Source organism: Paenibacillus artemisiicola (genome assembly GCF_017652985.1).
GTDB lineage: Bacteria > Bacillota > Bacilli > Paenibacillales > Paenibacillaceae > Paenibacillus_Z > Paenibacillus_Z artemisiicola.
In genome coordinates, this window is record NZ_JAGGDJ010000006.1 from 64,230 (window position 1) to 90,877 (window position 26,648).

A 26,648-nucleotide genomic window follows, 5' to 3' on the forward strand; every position below is an offset into this window, starting at 1 on the left:
CTACCGCGACTATAGCACGGTCCGAAAACGACCGTCAATTCCGGCGCGAGCCGAAACCCGGACGGCAATAAAAAAAGCCCGGGCGGCGCCCGAGCGTTTGATTACAACCGAATGCGTTGAAGGTTACGAGATGAAGCATCAGGCTCCGAAATCGGAGTATGGATGGTCGGGACGACACGATTCGAACATGCGACCTCCTGGACCCGAACCAGGCGCTCTACCAAGCTGAGCTACGTCCCGTTAAGTAGAGAAATCGATAAGCACAAGAGGAATATTATCATAATCTTCAAAAAGGATGCAAGTCCTTTTTTTCGGTCCGCTTCGCGTACCAGAACCGGAATCCCGGCTTCGGCGCGGCGGGACGTTCCGAAGGCGCAGGGCGGTATCGCGGGTTGTCCCACCGCAGGCGCCTATCCGCGTCGATGGCGAAGCCGAACTTGCCGTAAAAGTGCCGCAGCCGCTCCGCATGGTCCCGATGCTCGGCCTGCTGCAGCCGGCCTTCGATGCGGGCGACATTGCCGCGTTCCGCGAGCGCCAGCAGCTGCTTCATCATCAGCGAGCCGTAGCCGCGGTTGATCTTGTCGCCGAGGATGCGGATATACTGCAGGCTCCACGCGTTGCCGGTCCCGCCTGCCGGCGTTACGTGCATGACCGGATCGTTGAGATGGCGCTTCGTGGCAATGCCGCTCGCGTAGACGATCCGCGCATGGATGTCGAGCCGGCCGGGCGGCGAATACAGAATGACCGTGTCTCCGGTCCGCGACGCGGCGACGTCGTGCACGGCGCACCGGTCGGCACGGAGCAGTTCGAGCTGGCGCTTGACGATGGCGTCTTCCATCGGAGTCCCTCCTTGGTCGCGGCTCGGCGGCCGCCGTTTGTACAGCTTATTACCACCGCCGGCCGCTCATGACGCCCTCCCATTGCGAAATGCGCATTATAAACGCCGTCCTCCCTTCGGGTCGCAGGCGGAGGTTGGCTTCCTCACGGGCCGCGTCGTCGCCCTACCATTATAAATAGAGGCGCGGCGTGCGAACGGTCGCTCGCGAACGTGCGGCGTCGTGGTATATATGGGCCGCGGAACGAAGAATCTATACACGTTATGGAAGCCGCTCGGCGACATCCGGTCTGCGAAACGGCGGTGCTGCCGGGCAGCGGCCGGGTACGAAGCCCTACCGCGGAATTCCGCCGCCGCTGCTCCTAGGGATGGCTCGAATCCGGCTTGCCGCCCGGGCTCCGGGACGGATGGAGGGGCTTTTCGGGGCGGATTCGCCGCGAAAGGCTCTTTTCTTGGTTCGGTTTTGTATGGTAAATTAAGGGTAACCAATGGCAAGGAGGGAGAGACTTGCCCGCGACGGAGGCATGAAGCTCCTGCGCGGCGTTTCCCGCGGCTGGGACCGCATGCCCATCCGGACCCCCTTCGCGCGTCGGCCCGCCATCAAGTCAGGCAACGGCGTCCCCGGCGTCTTGGAAGCGGGAGCCGGAAGGGTTCGAGGAAGTCCCGTCTTCGCGATTTATTTTTGAAACGCATGCTCTCCCGCGGCCGTAATAGGTAACATAAACGCTGACGAACAGCATACCCCAAGGAGGAAAAAGAACCATGTCTGTATTCAAACGCCTGCGCGACCTTACGTTGTCCAACGTGTACGCCCTGATCGAGAAAGCCGAAGATCCGATCAAGCTGACGGACCAATATATCCGCGACATGCAGGAAGACCTCGAAGACGCCGAGAAAGCGGTCGCCGCGCAAATCGCGATCGAGAAACGGTTCAAGCAATTGTACGAAGAGCAGGACGCGCTCGTGCAGAAGCGCTCGGAGCAAGCGCACACGGCGGCCTCCATGCAGAACGTCGAGCTCGCGCGCCGCGCGCTGGAAGAGAAGAATGCCGCCGAACAGAAGCGCGACGAATACAAGATCAGCTACGATTCGAACAAAGCGTCCGCGGACAATCTCCGCGCGAAGCTGAGCGAGATGCGCGACCAGCTGACGGAAATGAAAAACAAACGGGAAACGCTGGTGGCACGTTACAAAGCCGCGAAAGCGCAAGCCGACATCAACAAGTCGATGGCGGGCTTCAGCTCCGACTCGGCGATGTCCGGCCTGAAGCGGATGGAAGAGAAAATGCTGCAAGCCGAAGCGCAAGCCGAAGCAAGCAACGAAATGAACAGCAAAGCCAAATCGCTCGACGACGAGTTCGAGTCGCTCGGCCGGAACAAAGCCGTCGACGACGAACTGGCGGCGCTCATGAAGCAATACGAGAAAAAAGAATAAGCTCGTAGTATACTACAAGTAAGTACCGCAGCAGCCAGCTCATGGAAAGAACGTCTGCCGGCATGGACCGCAAGCTTTGCGCGCTTCCATGCGCGAGGACGTTTTTTCTTTGGTCTTGCGGCCGCTGCGGCAAAATAGACGATGGAGGCTCTTGACGAATGACACTTGACCAGATGCTCGGCATTCTCGTATGGACCGGAGCCGGCGCGGTGCTGCTGATCGTGCTGATGGCGATCGACTCGCTGTTTACCCGGTACAAGGACTTGGAAGAAATCAAGAACGGCAACGTGGCGGTCACGACCCGCTTCATTATGAAGCTGATCGCGCAGGCCTTTATTCTCTCGCGCTCCATCGCGACGTCGGACGACCTCTGGGAAGCGCTGGTCGTATCGGCTATCTCGTTCGTGATTCTGCTGCTCATCGAGAGCCTCGTCGAGTTCGCGCTCCGGGCGATGGCGGGACTGGACTTGACCGAAGGAACGCGGAAGAACCAGATCGCCTCGGCGCTGTTTACGGGTTCGCTGCATTTGGCCGGCGCCCTGATCATCGGAGCCTGCCTGTAATCAAGAAATCGTAAGGAGCGATCGCCATGGGCATTTTCTCACGTATCAAAAACATTATCGCGAAGCCTGAACCGCCCCGCGCGGAGAAGAGCATGCTGACGATCGGACCGGGCGACGTCTGCGAGGTGTCGCTCGTGACCTACGAGGTCATCGGCCGCTTGCAGAACCGCCAGCGCAACCTCATCGTATTGACGCTGCGCGACGGCTCGTCCATCCGCTACTTGACGATCGAGGAACGCGAACGGACCGTCTACGCGCTGTACGAACCGATCGACGGCCGGCTCGATTCCGTGGAGGAAGTTCCGACGGAGCTTGAATTGGACGACCGGACCTACCACCTTGAAGAACAATATTCCGGCTTCGTCGCCGCCGTCGGCAAGACGCCGTTCGTCCAGGGCGGCGAGCAGTACGTGTGGCAGTACCAGTCCGACGACCAGAAGCTGCTCCGCATCGAATGGCAGGACGGGCGGTTCATGCTGTACGAAGGCGATAGCGTGCTTCCCGCCGACGTCCGCGTGCTCCGCGGGACCTAGGAGAGGATGAGGAGGATGCGCAGCAAAGGCTCTTATTTACTCAAATTCCTGCTGGTCTTCACGCTCGTCTTCCCGCTGCTCGCCGCCTGCGGCGTCAATCAGAAGATCGAGGAGCAGTACCCGCTTGAATCGGTGAACGGCAGCGGCGCCAGCACGTCGTACGTCTATCGCGCGGCCGGGGTCAGCGTGCCGGAAGTCGCGAAGGCGCTCGTCGATCAGCAGAAGCCGCAGCAGGAATCCGCCGAGGCGAAGGATCACATGTTCCTCGTCTACAACGACCGGATCATCCATCTGCAGCAGGATACGGAGAAGCCGGAAGACACGCTGATCGAAGTCGACTCGCAGGAATACGTCCGGCAGAACTACAGCTCGAGCTTCCTGGAAGGTTACCTGCTGGCGAGCTTCCTGGGCAACCTGTTCGACAACGGGCGCTACGGCCACGGCTCGTACCGCGGCTACGACGACCGGGGGACGTACAAGCCGACCGGCGGCAGCTACCACGCGCCGACGGCGCAGGAGAAGAAGGCCGTCCCGCCGATGACGGTCACGCGCACGGGCTCGATCTTCAAGCGGTCGAAGAACGCCGATACGACGAGTCCGTCCGGCGCCGGCAGCGTGACGAGCAATCCGTCCAAAGGCAAGATCACGCGCGATACCGACGGCGGCAAGAAGTCGGGCAGCTGGCTGACGCCGCGCAAGTCGTCCAAGCCGAAGACGCGGGTCGGCTTCGGCCGGGTCAGCCGAAGGCGATGACGCTGCAAGCCGCGTTCAAGACGAGGCTGCTTCTGTGAAAGCATTCGGAATTGGCAAAAGTACGGCAAGGAACGGCGAAGAACGGATGAAGGAGCCCGGCGGGCTCGTTCATCCGTTCTTTTTTGTTGGCTTCAAGCTCTTCCGGCGGGAGTCCCCATACGGTATGATAGGTAGGTTATGGTTGACGAGGGTACAAGCATGGAAGGGGAAACGACATGAAACGTTTGCTGTCGCCGCTGAATACGGTCGTGCTTACGCAGTTTTTGAGCGCATTCGCGGATAATTTGAATTTCTTTCTGATCGTGGGCATGGTGAAGCGCCAAGGGGCGGCGAATCCGGACATCGCGGTCAACTATATCCAGATCGCGTTCCTGGCCGCATACATCGTCCTCGCGCCGATCGTCGGCGCGTTCGCCGACAAGAAGGCGAAGTCGAACGTGCTGCTGCTCGGCAACGCGCTGAAGGCCGCGGGCATCGCCATGCTGCTGTTCGGCCTGCCGCCGGCGCTCTGCTATGTCTTCGTCGGCATCGGGGCGGTCGTGTATTCGCCGGGCAAATACGGGATCTTGACGGAGCTGACGACAACGGAGAGCGAGCTGCTGCGGGCGAACGCGAAGGTCGAGGGCTCCACGATTCTGGCGATTCTGCTCGGCACGGTCGCGGGGGGCTTCCTGGCGCAGAATTCAGACTTGCCCGCCGTCGTCGCCTGTCTCGCCGTGTATGTGCTGTCGCTGCTGATGACGTTCCTCATTCCGGCCAAGCCCGGGAACGCAGACCTGCGCTACGGGAAGGAAGCGATGCAGTTCCTCCGCGACTTCGGCACCATGTTCCGCAATCCGCGGGCGCGGTTTTCGCTCATCGGCACCGGTTCCTTTTGGCTGACGGCCGCCGTGCTGCGCATTGCCTTGATCGCGTGGCTGCCGCTGAACCTCGGCATTACGGACACGGACCAGCAATCCATGATGATCGGCATCACGGCGATCGGCGTCGTCGCGAGCGCATTTCTGACGCCGAAGCTGGTGCCCGCGGGCAAGCTGCATCGCGCCTTCTTCTACGGGCTGTTCATGGTGGCGGCGGTGATGCTGGCCACGATGACCTACGTCCTTTGGCTGACCGTCGCGCTGCTGTTCCTGATCGGCGTGTTCGGCGGCATCTTCGTGATTCCGCTCAATACGATGCTGCAGGAGGAGGGCAAGACGACGATCGGCTCCGGCAAAACGATCGCGGTGCAAAATTTCAGCGAAAACGTGCTGACCGTCACCGGGCTGCTGATCTACCTGACCTTGAGCCAGATGCACGTCTCCGTCAATGGCTCCGTCATCGGCATCGGCTTGGTGCTGCTGGCGTTCATCCTGTTTCTCGCGACGCAGCTTCGCGCCATCGCGGGGACGAAACGGCAGAGCCAAGCGGACGGCAGCGGGCAGACCTCGAAGCGGGGCTGACGGCGTTACAACGGCAAGCGGAATGTTGCGTTATTATTAATAGAAGAAACACGTCGCGGCGGAGGCAGGAGAGGGAAAGATGACCGGTTCTTGGGTCGAGTCACGATTGCCTCTATATTGAAGCGCGGAGCGCTGAACGGATGCTTGCCGAATGCGAAGAAAATATAAATTTTTACTAAAAATTACCTAAACGATCCTTTCGCTTTTGACGTCCTTTCGGGCGCGGCGAAAGGATTTTTTTGCTAGATTAACTTTTTTTAAGCATCCTAGCTGTTTCGTTCGGGCTCTCGCGAGGGTAAAATGATTGCCGGATACCAAATTGGGTATGGAGGGCAATCATTCATGCTGGTCAACACGTTTCGAAGGATGAAGTGGATGCTGCGGCACGGCAAGGGCGGGCGTCCGCTGCGCGAGCTTCCATGGATCAAAGGAAAATTGTACGTCAATCAAGGCGGTACGCTGCGCGTGGGCAACCGGGTCCGGTTCGTCGGCAAGCCTTGGGCGTCGCAGCTGACCGTCGAGAAAGGGGCGGTGCTGGAGATCGGCGACCGCACGTTTATCAACGCCGGCGTCGGGATCGCCTCCCGCAACCGGGTGACGATCGGGCGCGACGTGAAGATCGGGCCGCGCACGAGCATTCTGGACAGCATGTACCATCAGCTGGACGCGAGCGACTCCCCGGGCGGGAGCAAGCCGGTCGTGATCGGCGACAACGTCTGGATCGGCACGCGCTGCACGATTCTTCCGGGCGTGACGATCGGCGATAATGCGGTCGTGGCCGCCGGCAGTCTCGTCAACAAGGACGTGCCGCGGAACGCGCTGGTCGCCGGGACGCCGGCCCGCGTCATCCGCGAGCTCGATATTCCGGAAGGATGGATTCGGGAGTAGCGCGAACGCGGACGCCGTTATCCGTTCGGAGCGACGCGATCGGACGCTTGACCGGGCGAATAACCGAACGTTCGGGCCTCTCAGAAATCTCATGGTGACCCCGTATCGTCGCGCGAAAGGACCATGGACGATACCCCATCCTGAGTAGCTTTTGGTATTATTAGGTTGTTTTACTAAACAATAGAAGGAAAATGGTTGATTGCGTTGGCTTGTTTATCCGGAAAATGTGTCTAAGTTGTGAATGGAAAAGGCTGCCGGCGGCGACGGACGCGGTCCGAAGCCGAAAAATGCCCGCGAAAAACCGGGATGCCGCCTGGGTAGAGAGGCCCGTGGTCCTGCCACATTCCGTCACAACGAAAATGGGCTGTTCTGAAACGCTTTCAATTCTTACAGATTTCTTTCAGATCCGGCATTTCGAGCGTTTTTCGCTTCGGCTCCGGGAACGGTTCGAAGCCGGCGGAAAAAGAAGCCGGTCGACAAAATCTCCGAATGCGAATTGAGACCAAGGTCACTGTTAAAGCGCGGACGACCAAGGATTAAATTCAGTACTCCTGATGTATGTCCATGTCCATTTCTTCGCGGTATGTTGGGAATATAGAGCGCTGTCCGATTTTGAGGATAAATGGCGAAAACATTAAGGCTTTCTCATACTTTCCGCAGCACGTCAGGTCGTTTGCGGAACGGATCAGGTCAACTGTCGCGCTGATCGCATAACCGGCTATTGTGTTGAACGAGGGCAAGAAAGGTGATGATAGCGATGGCAATTCAGATCGAATCAAAACGGCTTCTTATCGAGGAACGCAACCGGATCGCCGAAGAGCTTCACGACCGCGTTTCCCAGCATTTGTTCGGCATCATTTACGCGATTCATTCGATGACGTGCGGCTGGAAAGACCTGACGGATCAACAAAAACTGGAACAGCTGAAGGAAATTCAGCAGGCGGCTTCTACGGCTTCCGGCGAGCTGCGCGCGACGATTCACAGCTTAAGCTCGTCCAAGGGCGGGAACGACTCCTGGATCGGCCTCGTCCGTTCGCATCTGGCCAACCAGGCGAAGCTGAGCGGCGTCAATATCGCGTTCAGCGCCGCGCAGACGGTCGGCCAGCTGGCCCTGAACCTGCAGAAGGCGCTGTACCGCATTATCCTGGAAGGCGTGGGCAACGCGATTCGCCACGGCGCCAGCCAGTGCGTCAACATCGAACTCACCGTCAAGCAGGGCGCCGTCCGGCTGACGATCGAAGACGACGGAAGGGGCTTCGACGTCCGGGCGAAGACGGTCAAGACCGGCTCGGGCTCCGGCTTCGGACTGTCCAACATGCGCGCGCTCGCCGTATCGCTCGGGGGCACCTTTGATATCGAAAGCAAGATAGGAAGCGGAACGCGGATCCTGATCTGGCTGCCGCTCGCCGATATTGCCGGCGTAAGCGAAGGCACTACTCAAACTACGAAAAGCGGGTGATAGCATGCGGGTCGTTATCGTTGACGATCATCCATTGGTCCGCAAAGGACTGATTGCCGTACTTGAAAGCGAAAAAGAAGTCGAAGTCGTGGGCGTATCGGAGTCCGTCGAGGACGCCATGACGCTCATCGCGCAAACGGAGCCCGATCTCGCCATCGTCGATATTCGGCTCGGAGACCGGACCGGATTCGAATTGGTCGAGCATTTCGGCGACATGCCGTGCCGGTTCATCATGCTGACCTCGTCCGCGGCGGAGTTCGACGTCCGCAGGGCCGAGGAAAGCGGCGCCTTCGGCTACGTATTGAAGGATTCGATGCCCGAGGAACTGCTGCTCGCGATCAAAATGGTCGACAGGGGCCGCAAGTATTTCGATCAAGGCTTGATGGAAGTGTTGATCCGGAAGGAAGCGGACGATCCGCTCGAGAAGCTGACGCCGAAGGAGCGGGAAGTGCTGATCGCGCTCGGCGAAGGGTTGTCGAACGGCGCCATGGCGAAAAAATTGACGATCAGCGAGTTCACGGTGAAGAAGCACGTCAGCCGGATTTTTCAAAAACTAAACCTGAACGACCGCACGCAGGCCGCGCTGTACGCGCAGTCGCGGGGCATGACGGCCTATTCGCCGCCGGAAGACCGGAAGGAAGAGAATCTGGATCCGACTGGTACGAAAGTATAACAAGAGATGGCTAAATGGCGGTAGGGTGAGCTACGACGGGAGTAGATTTAAAATCATCCTGCCGCGTAATAGTCTTGTAAGGCTTTGTCGCTATAGAATGAAAATAGCGCAAGCGACTTGCAGAAATTTGATGAAATTACAGGCGTCAATGCGAAAAACGACCAACTGAACTGTCATCATAAGTCAGAATATTCAGAAAAAATTTACATTTCGTTCGTACTACGCGAACGAGATCGGTATGGAGGATGCATCTTGGAACTGCTGCGATATTGGCGTTTTATTAAGAAAAGGCTGTGGCTGATCGCCCTGATCGTCATCGTCAGCTGCACCGCCGTCGGCTACTACACGAACCACTTCCTGCAGCCTCAGTATCAGGCTACCGCCCAGCTGATCGTAAGCGGACAGCTGACGGATCCGAAAGCGGACGCCGCGAACGTCGACATCGGCGCCATCAACTCCAACATCGCGCTGATCAAGACGTACAAAGCGATCGTCCGCACGCCCCGCATCATGTCGAAGGTCGCCGAGCGGTTTCCCGATCTGCATGCCAGCGCGGACGAGCTGATCGCGAGGGTATCCGTCGGCTCCGTCAGCGACACGCAGGTCATGACGATTTCCGCGACGGACACGAACTACACGCGGGCCGCCAAAATGGCGAACGCGGTCTCGACGGTGTTCCAGCAGGAAGTCAAGACGCTGATGAAGCTCGACAACGTGTCGATCCTGAACCCGGCGGACACGACGAAGCATCCCGGCCCGCTCTCCCCGCATCCGACGACGAACATCATGGTCGCGTTCATCGTCTCGGCGCTCATCGGCATCGGCATCGCCTTCGTGCTCGATCAGCTCGACAATACGGTGAAGACCGAGGAAGACGTCGCGGAGCTGCTCGGCGTGACCGCGCTGGCGGCCATTCCGAAGGCGAAGCGCCACAACCTGGCCGACCGCCGGCCGAAGGCGCAGATTACGAATTTGGCAGGAGGGAAAGAAAATGTCTCGTTCGACGCTTAACCGCAGCCTGATCGTCGAAACGCATCCGGGCTCCGCGATTTCCGAAGCGTTCCGCGGCCTGCGGACGAATCTGGAATTCTCGGGCGGCGGCGAAGAATACAGAACCGTCTCGGTCACGTCTTCCCTGCGCGGCGAAGGAAAAAGCACGACCGCGGCCAATTTGGCCGTGACGTACGCAAAGGCAAACCGCCGCGTGCTGATCGTCGACGCGGATCTGCGCAAGCCGGCGCTGCACGAGCTGTTCGGTCTGCCGAACCGCCTCGGGCTCAGCAACGCGCTGATGAAGCACGGCAAGCTGGACGAAGTGATCCAGCGCACGAACGTGGCGAATCTCAGCGCGGTAACGGCCGGGCCGATCCCGCCGAATCCGTCGGAAATGCTCGATTCGGACGCCTTCTCGGCTTTGCTGCAGGCGGCGAAGGAGCAATTCGACCTCGTCATCGTCGACACGCCGCCGGTAACCGATCTCTCGGACGGGCTGGTCGTGGCGAGCCGCTGCGACGGCGTCGTCCTGGTCATGAAGGCGGGCAGAGTGAAGAACGAAACGGCGCTGAAAGCGAAAGCGGCGCTCGACTACGGCAAAGCCAAGATCATCGGCGCGGTTCTGACGAACGTCAATCGATAACCGGAAGGGGCGCGCCGCCCGGCCGGCTGTCAGGAAATGTCTCCTGTTCCTTTATCATCGGAGGCACTCGGTCATGCTGTGGGTCAGCCGACCTTAGACGTTCATCGTCAAGGGTATGACGTGAGGACGGGTTGAATGCCCGGTGCTCTATGATCGATCTAAAAGTACGAGCTATGTTTACTCGTCACAAGAGAAAACATAGCTCGTGTTTTTAGCACCATGATAGACAAAACACATAGAACACATAGAAAAAAACGGATAGGGTGAGACATATGAAAAAAGTGAGAAAAGCGATTATCCCAGCGGCCGGACTCGGCACACGGTTCCTGCCCGCAACCAAAGCAATGCCGAAGGAGATGCTGCCGATCGTCGACAAGCCGACCATCCAGTACATCGTGGAAGAGGCCATCGCGTCCGGCATCGAGGACATTATCGTCGTCACGGGCAAAGGGAAACGGGCTATCGAAGATCACTTTGACATTGCCTTCGAGCTCGAACAGTCGCTGCTGGAAAAAGGAAAGCTGGACATCTTGAAGAAGGTTCAGCAATCCTCGAACGTGGAGCTCCACTATATCCGTCAGAAAGAAGCGAAAGGACTGGGACATGCCGTATGGTGCGCGCGGAACTTCATCGGCGACGAGCCGTTTGCGGTATTGCTCGGCGACGACATCGTGCAGTCCGACATACCTTGCACGAGGCAGCTTATCGAGCAATACGAGCAAACGGGAAAATCGGTCATCGGCGTCCAGACGGTCGGGCCGGAACAGACGGACCGCTACGGGATCGTGGATCCGCTGGAGAAATTCGAACGGCTCTACAAGGTGAACCGCTTCGTGGAGAAGCCGCCGAAGGGACAAGAGCCGTCGAACCTGGCGATCATGGGCCGGTACGTATTGACCCCTGAAATCTTCGACTACCTGGGCCGGCACGAGACCGGATCGGGCGGCGAGATTCAGCTGACCGACGCCATTCAGAAATTGAACGAAGACATGGGCGTGTACGCGTACGATTTCGAAGGCATCCGCTACGACGTCGGCGAGAAGCTCGGCTTCATCAAGACGACGATCGAGTTCGCGCTGCGCAACAGCGAGCTCCGTTATACCCTCATCGAAGAATTGGAGGGAATACTCGAACGCGAGAAAGTGAGTGAGCAACATGGCCCAACGGTATGACCGCGAGGCGGTCGCGACCGATTCCGATTCGTTCCGGCTTGCGCTGACGAAGGAGAGCGATCTGTCCTACCTCGTGGTCAAGCGCGTCATCGACATTGCGGGCGCGCTGTTCGGCCTCGTGTTCTTCCTGCCGCTCTTCCTGCTCGTCGCCCTCTGCATCAAGCTGGAGGATCCGAAGGGTTCGGTGTTCTTCTACCAGACCCGGATCGGCAAGGACGAGAAGCCCTTCCGCATGTTCAAGTTCCGTTCCATGGTCTCGAACGCGGAGGAGCGGCTGAAGGAACTGCTCGCCAAGAACGAAATTCAAGGCGCGATGTTCAAGATGAAGGACGACCCGCGCATCACGAAGGTCGGCAAATTCATCCGCAAAACGAGCATCGACGAGCTTCCGCAGCTGATCAACGTGCTGCGCGGCGACATGTCGCTCGTCGGACCGCGGCCGCCGCTGAAGCGCGAAGTCGCGGAGTACACGGAACACGACAAGCTGCGTTTGACCGTGACGGGCGGCTGCACCGGCCTCTGGCAGGTGAGCGGCCGCAACGACCTCAGCTTCGAGCAGATGGTCGAGCTGGACCTGAAGTATATCCAAAACCGCAGCATCGCGGGGGATATGAAGATCATATTCAAGACATTCAAGCTCCTCGTCGGGGCGAAGGACGCTTTTTAAACGAATGGGACGGGAGTTATCATGAAGAAAATCATGTTTATTACGAACCGGCTGCCATTCCCGAACACGGACGGACGCAAAAACATGCTGCTGCAGTACATCCGTCAGATGAAGGAGCTTCATCCGGGCAGCGAGCTCGTGAATCTGTCGTTCGTGGACGACGTGAAGTACTTGAAGGACCGGCCGGAAGAGATCGACGAGCTCGTCTGCATCGAGCTGCCGGGCCTGCCCGAGAAGCTGTTCAACATCGCGGTGTACTCGCTGCTGCTGCGCAAATGGCCGCTTCAAGTGTCCGTCTACTATTCCCGCAAGACGCACCGCAAGGTCAAGGAGATCGTGAAGGCCCAGAAGCCGGAGGTCATCCTGTACGACATGGTGCGGGTCGCGGAATACGCGACGCATAGCGGCGGGCAGCACGTCATGAGCTATGACGACCTGCTGTCGCTGCGCTACAAGCGGCAGCTGGAATGGTTCCAGTACATTCCGTCGATCTTCGGCGGCTTCGCGAACAAGCTGCCGGGCAGCATGAAGAAGCTCGCGGACATGAAGTTCGTGCAGAAATGGCTGATCGAGTTCGAGAGCCGGCTGCTGGACAAGTACGAGAAGAAGGTGGCGCCGCGCTTCGATCATCTCGTCTTCACGTCGCCGGTCGAAGCGGAGAATTTCCGGAAGACGACCCGCCACGAATCGTGCTACGGCATTCCGATGAAGTTCGAGCCGGACCATGCGCGGGGCAAGGGACCGCGGCGGTACGACCGCAACAAGCTGGTGTTCGTCGGGAAGATGGACATTCCGCATAACAGTTCCGCCGTCGTGTACTTCTGCGAGCGCGTATGGCCGAGCATCAAGCGGCAGGCGCCGGACACGACGTTCTACATCGTCGGGAAAAATCCGACCCCGCAGGTGCTGCGGCTGCAGGAGACGTATCCGGGCGTCGTCGTGACCGGGGAAGTGGACGACGTGAAGCGGGTCGTCGGCGACTCGGCGCTCATGATCGCGCCGATGCTGTTCGGGACGGGCATCAAGACGAAGATCGTCGAGGCCATGTCCTGGGGCGTGCCGGTCGTGACGAACCACATCGGCATCGAGGGCATCAACGCGAGTCACGGCGAGGACCTGTTCGTCTGCGATTCGGACGACGACATCGTGCGCAACGTGCTGCTGCTGCTGAACAACGACGAGCTGAACGAGAAGGTATCGCGCAATTCGGTGCGTTACGTGGCCAGCAACTTCAGCAGCTCCGCGACGCGCAAAAACATGGAGCTGATCTTATCGTAACGCCGTATATTGCCAGCAGAGCGAAAGCCGACATGGTTCGAAAGCTCATCATCGTGCTGTTTCTCTTCTCGATCGCCGTCATCTCGTACGATAGTTTGCCGTATTTCCACTTTTCGGTCTACCGGCCGCTTTCGATGTTTTCGATGTTCGCCGCCTCGTTTCTGCTGCTGTTTACCGGCTATCGGTTCAAGACGGGCGATTATTTCCTGGTCGCGTTCGCGATGTACAGCGTCGCCCATTCGCTCATCGTCTCCGTAGGCTACGGAGACACGGGAAGCAGCTTCAAGCATGTCATAACGCTTCTGTTCGGGCTAAGTATGTACCGAACGTCGGTTTATATCGCGGAGCAGACGAAGGAAGATCCCGAATTGATCGGCTGGATCGCCAAGAGCCTGATGGTGGCGTTCATCCCGCCGATCTTCGCCGGGTTCCTGCAGCTGATGGACTCGCTGGTCCTGCACAGCGGCTTCTCGATGCCGTTCACCGGCCTGTTCTCGGAGAAGGTGTACAAAGGCCGGATCCAGCTGCTGTCGGGCGAGCCGTCATGGGGCGCCATCCATATGCTGAGCGGCGGCCTGCTGATGTTCTTCCTGTACAAGCGCGGCTTCCGCAAGCAGCTGCCGCTCCTGATCGGCACCGCCGTGCTGCTGGTGCTGTCGTTCTCGGCGTACGCCTACAGCGTGCTGCTGACCGCGATGCTCATCTACGTGCTTATCGCGAACAAGAACCGCGGGAAGATGCTGCTCGTGCTGGGCGTCTGCGTGCTGGTCGTCGCCGTCGGCGTGCCGTATCTGCTCGAGACGTTCCACGTCAGCGGCTATTTCACCGAGCGGTTCCAATTTAACTTCAATCACTTGATCAAGACGGACAACTCCATGTTCATCCGGGTTTATTTTCCGGCGATCGGGTTCATCGAGTTTGCGCAGCATCCCGTATTCGGCGTCGGCGGCGGGTTTTACTACCGGGAATTCGCGGATCTGCTGCTCCGGCATTTCAGCGACGGGCTGAAGTTCAAGGAAGTGGCCGATCTCGTATTCGACCGTCCGGACATGGCGACGTCGCGGAACCTGCTGTCCAAAGTATTCGCGGAGGAAGGATTGATCGGCGCGGTGCTGATCGGCGGCTTCATGGCCGCGATCCTGAAGAGCGCCGGAAAGAGCCCGTACGCCAAGTTCGCGTTCGCGCTGTGCGTCGCGCTCGTCATGAATTTCGATTCCTATTCCTTCGTGAACTTCTGGCTGCTCATCGGGTTCATCCGCGGCGGGTTCTTCCAGGAACGGCCGGCCGTCCTTGCGGCCGCATCGGATACGCAGAGCATGAAGGGAATGAAACGGATCGCATGAAAATCGTCATCGTAAACAGTCTGTACACGCCGCATATCATCGGCGGCGCGGAAATCTCGACGCAAATCCTGGCGGAGACGCTCACGGCGGCGGCGGAGGTGCACGTGCTGACCGTCGGCCCGCAGCGGAAGCACGCGGGGACCGAAACGGAGGTCATCAACGGCGTCAACGTGCACCGGCTCCCGTACAACAACCTGTACTGGATCGGCGAAGGCGGCGGCGCCGGGACGCTGAAGAAGACGGTTCGCCGGCTGATCGACCTCTACAATCCGGTCCAAATCCGGACGGTGCGCGGGCTGCTCGACCGGATCGGCCCCGATCTGATCCACACGCAGAACCTGTCGGGCCTCGGCGCGGCGATCTGGACGGCGGCGAAGCCGGACGTGCCGATCGTGCACACGCTCCGCGATTACTCGCTGCTCTCGCCGGTCAGCTCGCCGATCTCGAATCCGGCGCTGGCGCGGACGTATCAAGCGAGCTCCCGCGGCGTCAGCAAGCGGGTGGCCGCGGCCGTCGGCATCTCGTCGCACATCCTGCGGCGCCATACGGACGCCGGGCTGTTCCCGAACGCCGCGCGGCTGGTCATCCCGAACGTCGTGGACGGCGAGATCGCCGGCCAGGCGAAGGACTTCGACCGCAAGCCGCTGCGCCTCGGCTACTTCGGCCGGATCGAGCCGGAGAAGGGCGTCCGCGAGCTGGCCGAAGCGGTGCTGGCGCTGCCGCGGGAAGTCGTGGAGCGCGTCGTGATCTGCGGCGAAGGCGGCTTCCGCGAGAAGCTCGCGGAGCTGTGCGGCGGCGACGACCGGTTCCAGTTCACCGGCAAGGTGACGCCGAAGGAAGCGCGCGCGTTCATGGGCCAGGTCGACGTCACGTTCGTGCCGTCGATCTGGGAGGAGCCGTTCGGCCGGGTCATCATCGAATCGTACCAGGTCGGCACGCCGGTGTACGCCTCGGAAGTCGGCGGCATCCCCGACGCGGTCTGGAATCCGGGTTCGTACCTGTTCAAGCCGGGCAGCGCGGAGGCGATCAAGGCGAAGATCCTCGAGTACCACGCGCTGACGGGCGAAGAGAAGCGCCGCGTCCAGGCGGAATGCCTGAAGCACTGCGGCGGCTTCACGAAGGCGTCGCTGCTCGAGAAGCATCTCGGCCTGTACGCGGGCCTCGCCAAGCAGAGCGGCCGGGCGTTCGCCCTTGCGGCCGCGGACGGGAGGTAGCCGAGCATGGGCAACCCGACCGTGTACATGTGGCCCAAGCACAGTCCGGACAACAAATACAGCGAGCTGCTCACCCGCTCGATCGAACGGAACGGCCTGACGGTCGAGCACTACGACCAGAAGGCGGCGTTCAAGCCGCGCAGGGGCGACATCGTCCACATGCACTGGCCGAGCAACTCGTATACGGCGTCGGCCTTCCCGCTGACGATGGTGAAATCGGTCTTCTTCGCCCTGCTGCTGCTGTTCTACCGCGCGAGAGGCATCCGGCTGTTCTGGACGGTGCACAACGTGTGGCCGCACAGCGGCAAGACGCGGTGGGACCGGGTCATGCGGAAGTTCATCCTGTCCGTCTGCCAGAAGGGCTTCGTGCTGAGCGAAGCCGTGAAGACGGAGGTCGCGGAGACGTTCGGCGTGTCGCCAAGCAAGCTCGTGGTGACGCCGCACGGCCATTACGTCGACGCCTACGCCAGCAAGGGCACCGACATTCGCAAACGGTTCGGCATCGCGCCCGATACGTATCTGTACCTGTTCATCGGGCGGATCAACCCGTACAAGGGCGTCGACAAGCTCGTGGACGCGTTCGCGGCGCTCGGCGAGGCGAACAGCGAGCTCTTGATCGCCGGCAAAGTCGACAAGGGCTACAGCCTCGACTTCATCGACCGGGTGAACGACGGCCGGATCCATGTGTATCCGCAGTTCGTGGACGATCACGAACTGGCCGACTACTTGGCGGCGGCGAACGTGATCGTGCTGCCGTACAAGCAAATCTCGACCTCCGGCAGCGCGATCCTCGCGCTGTCCTATAAGAAGCCGGTCATCGCGCCGAGGCTCGGCGCGCTCGGCGAATACGTCTCCGACGGCTGCGGCATCCTGTACGATCCGGACGATCCTGACGGCCTGCGCCAAGCGCTGCGCGCCTCGATGGCGATGGACGCGAAGGAGACGGAGCTGCACATCGCGGCGAAGCTCCGGGAATTGGACTGGGGCCGGATCGCCGGCAAAATGATCCAGGTATATACCGGCACGAAGAGGTACGAGGTGAACGCATGAAAGCAAGCATAGCGATTTGCACGCATAACCGGGCGGCGGACGTGAAGGAAGCGCTCGTCAGCCTGATGGAGCAAAATTTCGACGGTCCTTTCGAGGTCATCGTCATCGACAACCGGTCGACCGACAACACGCGGGAGGTCGTCGAGGAGTTTCGCAAGATGGTGGATATCCCGGTCCTCTACGTCTACGAGGAGCGGCTCGGCCTGTCGGTCGCCCGCAACCGCGCGATCCGCGAAGCGAAGGGCGAGTACATCCTCTTCCTGGACGACGACGCGGTCGCGTCCCCGGACTGGATCCGCTGCATCGTGGCGCTGTTCGAGCTCGACAAGCGCATCGGCGTCGCCGGCGGCAAGATCGAGCCGGCCTGGGAAGGCAGCGAGCCCGAGTGGCTGCCGGAAGAGAACCGGACGCTGTACACGATTCTGGACTACGCGGACGAGATCGTGGAGATGAAGAAGCCGCACATTCCGTTCGGCGCCAACGTCGCGTTCCGCATGTCGGTGTTCGGCGAGACGGCGCCGTTCCGGGAGGATCTCGGCCGGGTCGGCAGCAACCTGCTGTCCAGCGAGGAATCCGAGCTCATCGAGCGGATCCGGGAGAAGTACACCGTGTTCTACACGCCGCACGCGTCGGTGCTGCACAAGATTCCCCGCAGCCGGATCAGCCGGAAGTGGCTGCTGCGGCGCATCTATTGGCAGGGCGTCAGCCGGGCGGTCTCCTCGAACAAGAAGTCGGGGCTCGTCGTGCACTCGCTCGTCAGGCTGCCGGTGTTCGCCGTGCTCACGATCGTATTCGCCTACGACAAGCGGAAGATCTTCCGCAACGTCAGCAAATTATTTTACAACAACGGATTGCTCAGAGGCGTGCTGAAGCTGCACCAATGAAGCGATACGCGCAAGAAGGATGTCGAAGCCATGGGTAAACTGCAAGCCGTCCTGAAGCGGCTCGCCGGACGCGGATCGTTCAAAGCGATTCTGCACACCAGCGCCGCCAATCTGTTCATCATGGTCCTGAGCACGCTGACCTCGATCGTGACCGCGCGCCTGTTCGGCGTCGTGGGGAAGGGCGAATTCTCGGCCATCCTCTTCTGGCCGACGCTGCTGTCCGGTCTCGTCAGCTTCGGGCTGCCGACCTCGCTGATCTTCAACATGCGGACGGACAAGCGCCTCGCGCCCGAGTTCGTCCGGGCCGGGTTCCTGTTCCAGATTCCCGTCAGCATCGTCGTCGGCATCGTCGCCTGGCTCTTCCTGCCGATCTGGCTCGGCAACTATTCGGACGCCGTGGTCGAAACGGCCAGGTGGTACACCGTGCTGACGCTGCCGATGCTGTTGGCCGTCAATCTGCTGGCCGCGCTGACGCAGAGCCTGGACAAGTTCACCTTGTACAACGGGCTGCGCCTGTACGTGCCGCTCTCCAATCTGGTCGGGCTGCTGCTGCTGTGGGCGATCGGCAAGCTGACGATTCCCTACGCGTCGATCGCCTACTGCGCGACGAGCCTGATGGTCATCTTCTGGGCGCTCTTCCGGCTGCGGCGCGAGCTGACCTTCAACTGGATCAAGCCGTTCAAGGACAAGCTGGTGTTCAGGGGACTGTTCGGCTACGGCGGCCGGGTGTTCGGCGTCGAGCTGCTCGGCACGCTGTACGGCCAGTGCGACAAGCTCATCATCCTGTCGCTGCTGACGCCGCGGGATTTCGGGCTGTACACGGTCGTCTACACGCTGTCTCGGGTGTTCAACGTCGTGCAGATGGCCATCTCGAACGTCATCTTCCCGAAGGTGACCGGCATGGACAAGGACAAGATCATCGCCACGGTCGGCCGGGCGTTCCGGCTTTCGTTCCTGCTCATGACCGCCGCGGTCGTGCCGGGCATGATCATCGGCCGCTTCCTGCTCGGCTTGCTGTTCGGCTCGCAATTTCTGGAAGCCGGCACGGCGTTCTACCTGCTCTCGCTCGAGTGCATTCTCGGCGGCGGCTCGTGGATTCTCGCCTCGTCGTTCAACGCCATGGGCCGTCCCGGCCTGGTGGTGATCCGGCAAGCCGTCGCGCTTGCGATTACGGTCGGCCTGTTCTTCGTCTTCACGCCGCTGTACGGATTGAACGGCATCGCGTTCGCCCTGCTGCTCGGCGCGGTCATCCGGATCGTCATTACGATCGCGGCCATGCGGGTCGTGTTCAAGGTGAGAATCGCCGACATCGTGTTCGACAAAGACGATCTCCGTTTTCTCTTCAAGCGATTCTCGCGCAGCATGCCAAACTAGAAGAACGGAAGGAATCGATGTGAAAAATAGCGTGGCTACGAACAAACGGAAACGAAGCGTCAAGGATTACGCCAAATACGGGTACCGCCTCGCGCTCGGCCTATTGTTCCGGCGGAAGGTCGACCGCTGCGGAAGGCTGCTGCGGGTCGCGGGCGGCGTGACGGTCTCGAAGGCCAGGAACGCCAAGCTCATCATCGGCGACAACGTGCTGCTGTTCCGCAACACGGGGTTTTATCTGGATTCCAGCGAAGCGGTCATCGAGATCGGCGACCATACCTTCATTAACCGCAGGACCGAGATCATCTGCAAGAAGCACGTCAAAATCGGCAGCCATTGCGCCATCTCGTGGGACGTCGCCATCATGGATACCGATACGCACCGCATCGAAGGCATGTCGGAAACGAAGCCGACCGTCATCGGCGACCGCGTGTGGATCGGCAGCAAGGCGACCATCCTGAAGGGCGTGACGATCGGCGAAGGCGCCGTCGTGGCGGCGGGCTCGCTCGTGTCGAAGGACGTGGCCCCTTACGCGCTCGTCGCGGGGGTGCCGGCGAAGCCCATCCGGGAGAACGTGAGCTGGGAGATTTGAACGGGCCTGGTCCCGGAAGAGAGAAGATACGCCCACAGGAGAAGGAGACGGATTGATGGAAACCGTACAGTTCGCTCATCCGATGGATGAGCTCAAAAATCGGCTTCGGCATATTTTGAACGTGATCCCGCCGCATTCGAAGATTTACTATATCGATTACCCGGTGCACGGGAACGGCGGCGATCTGCTCATCATGAAAGGAACCGAAGCGTTTTTCAGGGATCACCGCATCCACGTTCAGGCGCGGTACAGCGTGCTGGACTTCCCGGACGGCCTCGCGATTCCGAAGGACCATATCCTCGTGCTGCACGGCGGCGGCAACTTCGGCGACTTGTATCCGGCGCACCAGAAGCTGCGCGAGAAGATCGTGGCCGATTACCCCGGGCACCGGGTGGTGATGCTGCCGCAGACGATCTTCTACAAGAGCCAAGCCGAGTTCGACAAGACGGCCGCGGTGTTCAACCGCCACAAGGATCTGCACCTGTACGTCCGCGACACGCTGTCCCAGGAGATGGCGAAGGCGCGCTTCAAGACCTGCCAGGTTCACCTGTCGCCGGACATGGCCCACCAGCTGTGGCCGATCCGCGCCAAATCCGAGCCGGGCAAGGAGCTGCTCTGCTTCCTGCGCACCGACATCGAGAAGACGAAGGAACAGGAACAGCTGGAAGCGTCCGGCAAGGGCGATTACTTGGACTGGGGCACGCTCTTCAACACCGTGGAGCACAAGTCCATCCGCGTGTTCAACAAGATGATGCAGAAGGGCAGCGGCAAGCTTCCGCTCAGCTCGTTCTGGGGCAAGTACACGGACTATCTCGTGAACAAGGCGGTTAACCGGTTCAGCAATTACAAAACGGTGCAGACGTCCCGGCTTCACGGCCATATTCTCTCGTGCCTGATGGACAAGCCGAACATTCTGCTCGACAACTCGTACGGCAAGAACGCCAGCTACTACCGCACGTGGACCGGCGGAATCGCCTCGGCGACGCTGATGGCGGATCCCGCGGGCAAATAGAATGGAGGAAGAATCGTATGAAAATCGTACTTCTTTCGGGCGGATCGGGCAAAAGGCTCTGGCCGCTGTCGAACGACTCCCGCTCCAAGCAGTTTCTGAAAATCCTCAAGAACGGCGACGGCAAGCTGGAATCGATGATCCAGCGGGTCTGGGGACAGCTGGAGAAGGCGGGACTGCAGCGTGACGCCTACGTCGCGACGAGCAAGCCGCAGGTCGAGATGATCTACAGCCAGCTGGGCAGCGACATCAACCTCATCGTCGAGCCGGAGCGCAGGGACACGTTCCCGGCGATCGCGCTGGCGGCGACGTACCTGTACGCGATCGAAGGCGTGTCGCTGAACGAGACGATCGTCGTCATGCCGGTCGATCCGTACGTCGAGGATTCGTTCTTCGAATCGCTGAAGCGGCTCGAGCACGTGCTCGACCGCTCGGACGCCGACCTGGCGCTCATGGGCGTGAAGCCGACGTATCCGTCGGAGAAGTACGGCTACATTATTCCGAACGGCGAGATCAGCGCCGAGCAGCCGTTCGTCGACGTGCTGAGCTTCCGCGAGAAGCCGCGCAAAGAGGACGCCGAAGCGATGATCCGGCAGCACGCGCTGTGGAACTGCGGCGTGTTCGCCTTCAAGCTCGACTTCCTCATCACCATCCTGATCGCGAACGAGCTGCCGATCCAATACGAGGAGATGCTGAAGCGTTACGGCACTCTGCCGAAAATCAGCTTCGACTACGAAGTCGTGGAGCGGGCCAACCGCGTCGCCGCCATTCAATACGACGGGCCGTGGAAGGACCTCGGCACGTGGAACACGCTGACCGAGGAGATCGAGACGTCGCTGATCGGCAAGGGCATCATCACGGAAGGCTCGGTCAACACGCACGTCATCAACGAGCTGGATCTGCCGATTACGCTGATGGGCCTCTCCGACGTCATCGTGGCGGCGAGCCCGGACGGCATCCTCGTCGCCGACAAAGCGTCGAGCCCGCAGATCAAGGAAGTGATGAAGCATTCCGACCAGCGTCCGATGTACGAGGAGCGGCGCTGGGGACGGTACCGGGTGCTGGATTACATCCGCTACCCGGACGGCCGCGAAGTGCTGACGAAGCGGATCTTCATCTCGGCGGGCAGAAACCTGAGCTACCAGTACCACAGCCTGCGCGACGAGGTGTGGACGGTCGTCTCCGGCAGCGGGGACATGATTCTGAACGAGAACCGCTTCTCCGTCAAGGAAGGCGACGTCATCTCGATTCCGAAGGAAAACAAGCACAGCCTGCGGGCGGAGTCGGACATCGAGATCATCGAAGTGCAGACCGGCTCGCAACTGATCGAAGAAGATATCGTGCGGCTCGAGCTCGACTGGAGCGAAATCGTGCAGCTGTGCCGCGTATAGCGGAAAAAAAGCCAAAACCAAAGCCTATGCTTACGAAGTCGCGTTTTCTTCGAAAACGCCAGCCTATGCTTACGAAGTCGCGTTTTCAAAGAAAACGCCAGCCTATGCTTACGAAGTCGCGTTTTCTTCGAAAACGCCTGAGGAGTGATCAGTCCATGAACATCACAGTCATCGGCACCGGCTACGTCGGGCTCGTCTCGGGCATCTGCTACGCGGAGCTCGGACACCGGGTCGTCTGCGTCGACAAGGATCTCGCGAAGGTCGAGACGCTGCAAAACGGGGGCATCCCGATCTACGAACCGGGCCTGCAGGAGCTGTCGGTCAAGAACATGGCGGCCGGACGGCTGAGCTTCACGGGCGACCTGCGCGACGCGGTCGGCCAGTCGGAGTTCGTCATTATCGCGGTCGGCACGCCTTCGCTCCCGAACGGGGAAGCGAACCTCGCCTACATCGACGGGGCGGCGATCGAAATCGCCGAGGCGATGAACGGGTACAAGATCATCGCGGTCAAGAGCACCGTGCCCGTCGGCACGAACGAGCGCGTCGCGAAGCTGATCCGGAGCCGGACGCCGGAACGGTTCGACAGCATCTCGCTGCCGGAATTCCTCCGCGAGGGCTCGGCCGTCCAGGACACGATGCATCCCGACCGGATCGTGATCGGCGCCGATTCCGACGCCGCGGCGGAGACGCTTAAGCAGCTGCACCTTCCGCTGACCGACAACATCGTCGTCACGGACATCCGCAGCGCGGAGATGTTGAAGTACGCGTCGAACGCCTTTCTCGCGACGAAGATTTCGTTCATTAACGAAATCGCGAACATCTGCGAGAAGGTCGGCGCCGACGTGACCCGCGTCGCGGAAGGCATGGGGTTCGACAAGCGGATCGGCCACGCCTTCCTGAAGGCGGGCATCGGCTACGGCGGCTCCTGTTTCCCGAAAGACACGCGGGCGCTCATCCAGATCGCCGGCAACGTCGATTACGAATTCAAGCTGCTGCGCGCGGTCGTCGAAGTGAACCAGGATCAGCGGATGAGCGTCATCCGCAAGCTCGAGTCGATCTTCGACGGCGAGCTGCAGGGCAAGACGATCGCGATCTGGGGCGTGGCGTTCAAGCCGAACACCGACGACGTCCGGGAATCGCCGGCGCTCGAAATCATCCAATATTTGATCCGCAGCGGGGCGCACGTCAAGGCGTACGATCCGATCGCGATGCGGAACTTCCGGACCATGTACGGCGACAACGGCGTCATGTGGTGCGACGAGGCCCTCGAGGCCGCGGCGGGCGCCGACGCGCTCTGCCTGCTGACGGAATGGGAAGAATTCGTCCGGACGGACCTCGGACAGCTGCAAACGATTTTGCGCAAGCCGATTCTGATCGACGGACGGAACGTGTTCAAGGAAGCGGACGTGGCTGAAACCTCCTTCATTTACTACTCCATCGGCCGGCCGCGTTTGAACCAAGGCGTCAAGGAGGAATTGTCGGCCCTGATCAACTAGGGGCCCTTGAATAAAGGAGAACCGATCGTGAAAAAAAAGTTGGTGTGCCTGGCGGCGCTCGGCTTCCTCGCCGGTATGATTCCGGCGCATGTGCTCGGAGACGCCGTCCCGCCCGCCTATGAAATCGAAGTCGATTCCTTGCAGAACTGGAACGCGGTTTACGCGTACTCGCCGTCGCTCAGGCTGCAGAGCCTGCCGGGCGACGCCCGGGACACGACGCGCGTCGCCCCGAGCGGCGCGGCCGGCGAGTACATGAGCTACAGGACGAAGGAGAAGAGCTATCTCCGCTCCTTCTCGATCTACGCCTACTTCGGCGAGAGCGGCGAGCGCGTCCATCCGGTCGTCTCGATCTCGGCCGACGGGAAGACGTACAAGACGATCACGCCGGACATCCACGACCACGGCGGCGGCGCCGTCGTATACGAGTCACGGGCGTTCTCGGGCAGCACGCGGTTTCTGAAGATCACCTTCCCGGGCGGGACGGAAGGGGTGCCCGCGATCGGGAAGGTCGTGCTGAACGGTCCGTTCAGCGTCGGGGCCAGCGTCCCTTCGGGGAAGGTGTACTACGGCCGGATGGTCATGCTGAACCGGTCGGAAGCGGGCGAGACGGTCTATTACACGACCGACGGCAGCGACCCGCGCAGCTCGAAGACCCGGAAGCACTATTTCTCGCCGATTCCGGTGCTCGGCAGCATGACGCTGAAAACGACGGCCGTCAAGCATTCCGGATCGGGCCAGTCGGCGGCCGGCCAGGTGTCGACCTACCGATACGACGTCACGACCCCGGCCGCGGCGCCCGCGGGACTGATCGACGAGCTGGAAGGCTTCAAGCAAAGCGCCGGCCGCTCCAACCTGTACATCGCGAAGAACGATCCCAGCTACTTCGACAACGACGCCGGCCGTATCGCGCGCACCGGCGCGGGCCAAGGCTACATCGTTTACCGCACGGAGTACGACATTACGTCCTTCACGGTGTACGGCAGCTTCTTCACGGGCGTGCCGCTCGAGGATCAGCGGTTCTACGCTTCGCCGGACGGCAAAGCCTACACCGAGGTGCGGGCGGAAGACGCGGCGGCCGGGTACCCGCAGAGCAACTGGCAGCCGTACGCCTACGAGGCGGCAGCGCTGCCGAAGGGCACGCGGTACCTGAAGATCATGCTGAACGGCGCGGCGAATACGTGGTCGCCCCAGGTGACGAAGGTCGTGCTGAACCGCAACACGGCATCGGTTCGGCTGGCGTCGACGGCAACCGGCGGAACGGCCAAGGTCGACCTCTCCTCGGAGACGCCGGACGCGCGCATCTATTACCGGTTGAACAAAGGGTCCGATTTCATCCCGTACACATCGCCGCTCGACCTCGCGGGCTATAACGTCATCGAGACGTACGCGGTCAAGGACGGCTTCGTGCCGAGCCCGATCCGCAAATACACGGTGAACGCGAGCAGCGACGTCGCGATCGACAAGTACGGACAGATGAAGAAGGCCAGCTTCTCCGGCAAGGTGACAAGCGAAAGCCAGCTGGCCGCCGACGCGAAAGCCGACGCGGCGTATTACGGGAGCCTGCAGGCGCCGGCCGGCCGCGACAGCTACGGCGGCTTGGCCGGTAGCGCGGCCAAATACGGGCTGAAGGCGAAAGGGTTCTTCGCCATTCAGCAGCTGAACGGCCGCAAGGTCATGACCGCGCCGAACGGCGACCTGTACTTCAGCCTGGCGGTGAACGGCGTGACGCCGAACGAGACGTACACGAAGGTGAAGGGCCGGGAGCAGAAGTTCGAAGCCATCCCGCCGTACGAGGGCGAATTCAAGAACGCGTACCTCGGGGAGGACAACTTCTCCTTCTACATGGCCAACGTCTTCCGCAAGACCGGCAAGTTCCCGACCGAGCATTCCGTCTATATGACGGCGGTCGACCGGCTGAAGAAGTGGGGCTTCAACGGCGTCGGCAACTATTCGCCCGAGAAGTACGGGGAAGACGGCACGATGCCGTACGTGCGGATGCTGCCGCTCAGCACGATGAATTGGGCCAAGCTGAAGGGCATCGCGATCTTCGACATTTTCGCGCCGGACGCGGAAGCGAAGCTCGACGACGCGTTCCGCAAGACGTTGACGCCGCACAAGAACGATCCCATGCTGATCGGCTACTTCATCGACAACGAATACGATTTCCACAAGTTTTATTCGGACGTGCCGAAGCTGAAGGCCAGCAGCGCCGCCATCAAGGGGAAGCTGGTGCAGCGGCTGGCGGACAAGTACGGGACGGTGGCGAAGTTCAACGCGGCGTGGGGCACGGGCTTCAAGTCGTTCGCCGACGCGCGGGAAGCCGAGCTGACGGTCAAGACGTCGGCGTCGTGGGCGGACATGGACGATTTCTACGCCTACTATCTCGATACGTTCTTCGGCACCGTCTCGCGGATCTACCGCAAGTACGACCCGAACCATCTGCTGCTCGGGGACCGGTGGATCACGTCGACGTTCCATAACGAGAAATACCGGGCGCCGCTCGCGAAGGCGGAAGGGAAGTACGTGGACGTCCTAAGCATCAATTACTACAGCTACAAGATCGAGACCGATCTGCTGAAGGACGTCTACGAGGAATCCGGCGGCAAGCCGATCCTGCTCAGCGAATTCGGCTACGGAACGGGCGAGCAGGGGCTGCAGCCGCTGCTGCCCAACTCGGCGACCAACCAGTTCCAGCGCGGCATGCGGTACCGCAATTACGTGGAAGGCGTCGCGACGCTGCCTTACATCGTCGGCGCGCACGTGTTCAATTACGTGGACCAGGCCGGCCTCGGCCGCTACTGGCAGGACGAGTGGGGCGAGCATTACAACTCCGGGCTCGTCAACGTCGCGGACCGTCCGTACAAGGATTACTTGGCGGGCGTCACGGTGACGAACGACGACATCTACAAGGTGATGCTCGGGGAGCGGCCGAAATTCTACTACGATTTCAACAAAGGGTGAGCTG

Annotated in this window: 24 protein-coding genes and 1 tRNA gene; 23 read left to right on the forward strand and 2 right to left on the reverse strand. The window is 60.6% G+C overall.

Features of this window, described 5'->3' with window-relative positions:
- Positions 1 to 163: 163 nt before the first annotated feature.
- Both I8J29_RS11900 and I8J29_RS11905 read right to left on the reverse strand, forming a co-directional pair.
- Positions 164 to 240: transfer RNA gene (locus I8J29_RS11900), tRNA-Pro, on the reverse strand.
- Positions 241 to 286: 46 nt separating this feature from the next.
- Entirely contained in the window at positions 287 to 838 is a 552-nt protein-coding gene (locus I8J29_RS11905; protein WP_208847833.1) for a GNAT family protein, read from the reverse strand.
- Between the two features lie 759 nt (positions 839 to 1,597).
- On the opposite strand from I8J29_RS11905, the gene I8J29_RS11910 reads away from it, so the two are divergent.
- The 23 genes from I8J29_RS11910 to I8J29_RS12020 all read left to right on the forward strand — a co-directional run bounded on the left by I8J29_RS11910 (position 1,598) and on the right by I8J29_RS12020 (position 26,644).
- On the forward strand, positions 1,598 to 2,269 hold the full coding sequence (locus I8J29_RS11910) for a PspA/IM30 family protein (protein ID WP_208847834.1): 672 nt from the start codon (positions 1,598 to 1,600) through the stop codon (positions 2,267 to 2,269).
- A 158-nt stretch (positions 2,270 to 2,427) separates the two neighbouring features.
- On the forward strand, positions 2,428 to 2,832 hold the full coding sequence (locus I8J29_RS11915) for a DUF350 domain-containing protein (protein ID WP_090635628.1): 405 nt from the start codon (positions 2,428 to 2,430) through the stop codon (positions 2,830 to 2,832).
- A gap of 26 nt (positions 2,833 to 2,858) precedes the next feature.
- The gene (locus I8J29_RS11920; protein ID WP_090635629.1) at positions 2,859 to 3,365 is read left to right on the forward strand and encodes a DUF4178 domain-containing protein; all 507 of its coding nucleotides are present in this window, start codon (positions 2,859 to 2,861) and stop codon (positions 3,363 to 3,365) included.
- A 15-nt stretch (positions 3,366 to 3,380) separates the two neighbouring features.
- Positions 3,381 to 4,118: a DUF4247 domain-containing protein gene (locus I8J29_RS11925; RefSeq protein WP_090635635.1), complete on the forward strand. Its 738-nt coding sequence runs from the start codon at positions 3,381 to 3,383 to the stop codon at positions 4,116 to 4,118.
- Positions 4,119 to 4,333: 215 nt separating this feature from the next.
- The gene (gene lplT, locus I8J29_RS11930; RefSeq protein WP_208847835.1) at positions 4,334 to 5,560 is read left to right on the forward strand and encodes a lysophospholipid transporter LplT; all 1,227 of its coding nucleotides are present in this window, start codon (positions 4,334 to 4,336) and stop codon (positions 5,558 to 5,560) included.
- A gap of 342 nt (positions 5,561 to 5,902) precedes the next feature.
- Positions 5,903 to 6,448, forward strand: coding sequence for an acyltransferase (locus I8J29_RS11935; RefSeq protein WP_208847836.1), 546 nt, complete (start codon positions 5,903 to 5,905; stop codon positions 6,446 to 6,448).
- A gap of 757 nt (positions 6,449 to 7,205) precedes the next feature.
- The gene (locus tag I8J29_RS11940; RefSeq protein WP_208847837.1) at positions 7,206 to 7,907 is read left to right on the forward strand and encodes a sensor histidine kinase; all 702 of its coding nucleotides are present in this window, start codon (positions 7,206 to 7,208) and stop codon (positions 7,905 to 7,907) included.
- Positions 7,908 to 7,911: 4 nt separating this feature from the next.
- On the forward strand, positions 7,912 to 8,580 hold the full coding sequence (locus tag I8J29_RS11945; RefSeq protein ID WP_208847838.1) for a response regulator: 669 nt from the start codon (positions 7,912 to 7,914) through the stop codon (positions 8,578 to 8,580).
- A 252-nt stretch (positions 8,581 to 8,832) separates the two neighbouring features.
- A complete protein-coding gene (locus I8J29_RS11950) occupies positions 8,833 to 9,591 on the forward strand; it encodes a YveK family protein (protein ID WP_208847839.1) in 759 nt (252 codons plus the stop codon).
- The gene (locus I8J29_RS11955; protein ID WP_208847840.1) at positions 9,572 to 10,216 is read left to right on the forward strand and encodes a CpsD/CapB family tyrosine-protein kinase; all 645 of its coding nucleotides are present in this window, start codon (positions 9,572 to 9,574) and stop codon (positions 10,214 to 10,216) included. The genes I8J29_RS11950 and I8J29_RS11955 overlap by 20 nt, the downstream gene beginning before the upstream one ends.
- Before the next feature lie 272 nt (positions 10,217 to 10,488).
- Entirely contained in the window at positions 10,489 to 11,388 is a 900-nt protein-coding gene (gene galU / locus I8J29_RS11960) for a UTP--glucose-1-phosphate uridylyltransferase GalU (RefSeq protein WP_208847841.1), read from the forward strand.
- Entirely contained in the window at positions 11,372 to 12,055 is a 684-nt protein-coding gene (locus I8J29_RS11965; RefSeq protein ID WP_208847842.1) for a sugar transferase, read from the forward strand. The genes galU and I8J29_RS11965 overlap by 17 nt, the downstream gene beginning before the upstream one ends.
- A gap of 21 nt (positions 12,056 to 12,076) precedes the next feature.
- A complete protein-coding gene (locus I8J29_RS11970; protein WP_208847843.1) occupies positions 12,077 to 13,333 on the forward strand; it encodes a glycosyltransferase in 1,257 nt (418 codons plus the stop codon).
- 32 nt (positions 13,334 to 13,365) lie between these two features.
- The gene (locus I8J29_RS11975; protein WP_208847844.1) at positions 13,366 to 14,676 is read left to right on the forward strand and encodes an O-antigen ligase family protein; all 1,311 of its coding nucleotides are present in this window, start codon (positions 13,366 to 13,368) and stop codon (positions 14,674 to 14,676) included.
- Positions 14,673 to 15,890 carry a glycosyltransferase family 4 protein gene (locus I8J29_RS11980; protein ID WP_208847845.1) on the forward strand — a complete coding sequence of 406 codons (1,218 nt, stop codon included), beginning with the start codon at positions 14,673 to 14,675 and terminating at the stop codon, positions 15,888 to 15,890. Before I8J29_RS11975 ends, I8J29_RS11980 begins: the two co-directional genes overlap by 4 nt.
- Before the next feature lie 6 nt (positions 15,891 to 15,896).
- On the forward strand, positions 15,897 to 16,940 hold the full coding sequence (locus I8J29_RS11985; RefSeq protein WP_208847846.1) for a glycosyltransferase family 4 protein: 1,044 nt from the start codon (positions 15,897 to 15,899) through the stop codon (positions 16,938 to 16,940).
- The gene (locus I8J29_RS11990) at positions 16,937 to 17,824 is read left to right on the forward strand and encodes a glycosyltransferase (RefSeq protein WP_208847847.1); all 888 of its coding nucleotides are present in this window, start codon (positions 16,937 to 16,939) and stop codon (positions 17,822 to 17,824) included. Before I8J29_RS11985 ends, I8J29_RS11990 begins: the two co-directional genes overlap by 4 nt.
- Positions 17,825 to 17,854: 30 nt before the next feature.
- On the forward strand, positions 17,855 to 19,198 hold the full coding sequence (locus tag I8J29_RS11995) for an oligosaccharide flippase family protein (protein ID WP_208847848.1): 1,344 nt from the start codon (positions 17,855 to 17,857) through the stop codon (positions 19,196 to 19,198).
- A 19-nt stretch (positions 19,199 to 19,217) separates the two neighbouring features.
- Entirely contained in the window at positions 19,218 to 19,787 is a 570-nt protein-coding gene (locus I8J29_RS34190; protein ID WP_338113136.1) for an acyltransferase, read from the forward strand.
- A 55-nt stretch (positions 19,788 to 19,842) separates the two neighbouring features.
- On the forward strand, positions 19,843 to 20,799 hold the full coding sequence (locus tag I8J29_RS12005) for a polysaccharide pyruvyl transferase family protein (RefSeq protein WP_208847849.1): 957 nt from the start codon (positions 19,843 to 19,845) through the stop codon (positions 20,797 to 20,799).
- A gap of 17 nt (positions 20,800 to 20,816) precedes the next feature.
- Positions 20,817 to 22,187 (forward strand): sugar phosphate nucleotidyltransferase, encoded by a 1,371-nt coding sequence (locus I8J29_RS12010; RefSeq protein WP_208847850.1) that lies wholly within the window; start codon positions 20,817 to 20,819, stop codon positions 22,185 to 22,187.
- Between the two features lie 155 nt (positions 22,188 to 22,342).
- Positions 22,343 to 23,683, forward strand: coding sequence for a UDP-glucose dehydrogenase family protein (locus I8J29_RS12015; RefSeq protein WP_208847851.1), 1,341 nt, complete (start codon positions 22,343 to 22,345; stop codon positions 23,681 to 23,683).
- Between the two features lie 27 nt (positions 23,684 to 23,710).
- Positions 23,711 to 26,644 carry a chitobiase/beta-hexosaminidase C-terminal domain-containing protein gene (locus tag I8J29_RS12020; RefSeq protein ID WP_338113137.1) on the forward strand — a complete coding sequence of 978 codons (2,934 nt, stop codon included), beginning with the start codon at positions 23,711 to 23,713 and terminating at the stop codon, positions 26,642 to 26,644.
- Positions 26,645 to 26,648 lie beyond the last annotated feature (4 nt).

What these genes read in the sequence shown, in the direction of transcription:
- I8J29_RS11940 (WP_208847837.1), top strand. Translation starts at nt 7,206, where the DNA reads ATGGCAATTCAGATCGAATCAAAACGGCTTCTTATCGAGGAACGCAAC.
- I8J29_RS11945 (WP_208847838.1), top strand. Translation starts at nt 7,912, where the DNA reads ATGCGGGTCGTTATCGTTGACGATCATCCATTGGTCCGCAAAGGACTG.
- I8J29_RS11990 (WP_208847847.1), top strand. Translation starts at nt 16,937, where the DNA reads ATGAAAGCAAGCATAGCGATTTGCACGCATAACCGGGCGGCGGACGTG.
- lplT (WP_208847835.1), top strand. Translation starts at nt 4,334, where the DNA reads ATGAAACGTTTGCTGTCGCCGCTGAATACGGTCGTGCTTACGCAGTTT.
- I8J29_RS11995 (WP_208847848.1), top strand. Translation starts at nt 17,855, where the DNA reads ATGGGTAAACTGCAAGCCGTCCTGAAGCGGCTCGCCGGACGCGGATCG.
- I8J29_RS12015 (WP_208847851.1), top strand. Translation starts at nt 22,343, where the DNA reads ATGAACATCACAGTCATCGGCACCGGCTACGTCGGGCTCGTCTCGGGC.
- I8J29_RS11955 (WP_208847840.1), top strand. Translation starts at nt 9,572, where the DNA reads ATGTCTCGTTCGACGCTTAACCGCAGCCTGATCGTCGAAACGCATCCG.
- I8J29_RS11915 (WP_090635628.1), top strand. Translation starts at nt 2,428, where the DNA reads ATGACACTTGACCAGATGCTCGGCATTCTCGTATGGACCGGAGCCGGC.
- I8J29_RS11935 (WP_208847836.1), top strand. Translation starts at nt 5,903, where the DNA reads ATGCTGGTCAACACGTTTCGAAGGATGAAGTGGATGCTGCGGCACGGC.
- I8J29_RS12010 (WP_208847850.1), top strand. Translation starts at nt 20,817, where the DNA reads ATGAAAATCGTACTTCTTTCGGGCGGATCGGGCAAAAGGCTCTGGCCG.
- I8J29_RS11985 (WP_208847846.1), top strand. Translation starts at nt 15,897, where the DNA reads ATGGGCAACCCGACCGTGTACATGTGGCCCAAGCACAGTCCGGACAAC.
- I8J29_RS11965 (WP_208847842.1), top strand. Translation starts at nt 11,372, where the DNA reads ATGGCCCAACGGTATGACCGCGAGGCGGTCGCGACCGATTCCGATTCG.
- I8J29_RS11980 (WP_208847845.1), top strand. Translation starts at nt 14,673, where the DNA reads ATGAAAATCGTCATCGTAAACAGTCTGTACACGCCGCATATCATCGGC.
- I8J29_RS11910 (WP_208847834.1), top strand. Translation starts at nt 1,598, where the DNA reads ATGTCTGTATTCAAACGCCTGCGCGACCTTACGTTGTCCAACGTGTAC.
- I8J29_RS11925 (WP_090635635.1), top strand. Translation starts at nt 3,381, where the DNA reads ATGCGCAGCAAAGGCTCTTATTTACTCAAATTCCTGCTGGTCTTCACG.
- I8J29_RS11975 (WP_208847844.1), top strand. Translation starts at nt 13,366, where the DNA reads ATGGTTCGAAAGCTCATCATCGTGCTGTTTCTCTTCTCGATCGCCGTC.
- I8J29_RS11905 (WP_208847833.1), bottom strand. Translation starts at nt 838, where the DNA reads ATGGAAGACGCCATCGTCAAGCGCCAGCTCGAACTGCTCCGTGCCGAC.
- I8J29_RS12005 (WP_208847849.1), top strand. Translation starts at nt 19,843, where the DNA reads ATGGAAACCGTACAGTTCGCTCATCCGATGGATGAGCTCAAAAATCGG.
- galU (WP_208847841.1), top strand. Translation starts at nt 10,489, where the DNA reads ATGAAAAAAGTGAGAAAAGCGATTATCCCAGCGGCCGGACTCGGCACA.
- I8J29_RS11920 (WP_090635629.1), top strand. Translation starts at nt 2,859, where the DNA reads ATGGGCATTTTCTCACGTATCAAAAACATTATCGCGAAGCCTGAACCG.
- I8J29_RS11970 (WP_208847843.1), top strand. Translation starts at nt 12,077, where the DNA reads ATGAAGAAAATCATGTTTATTACGAACCGGCTGCCATTCCCGAACACG.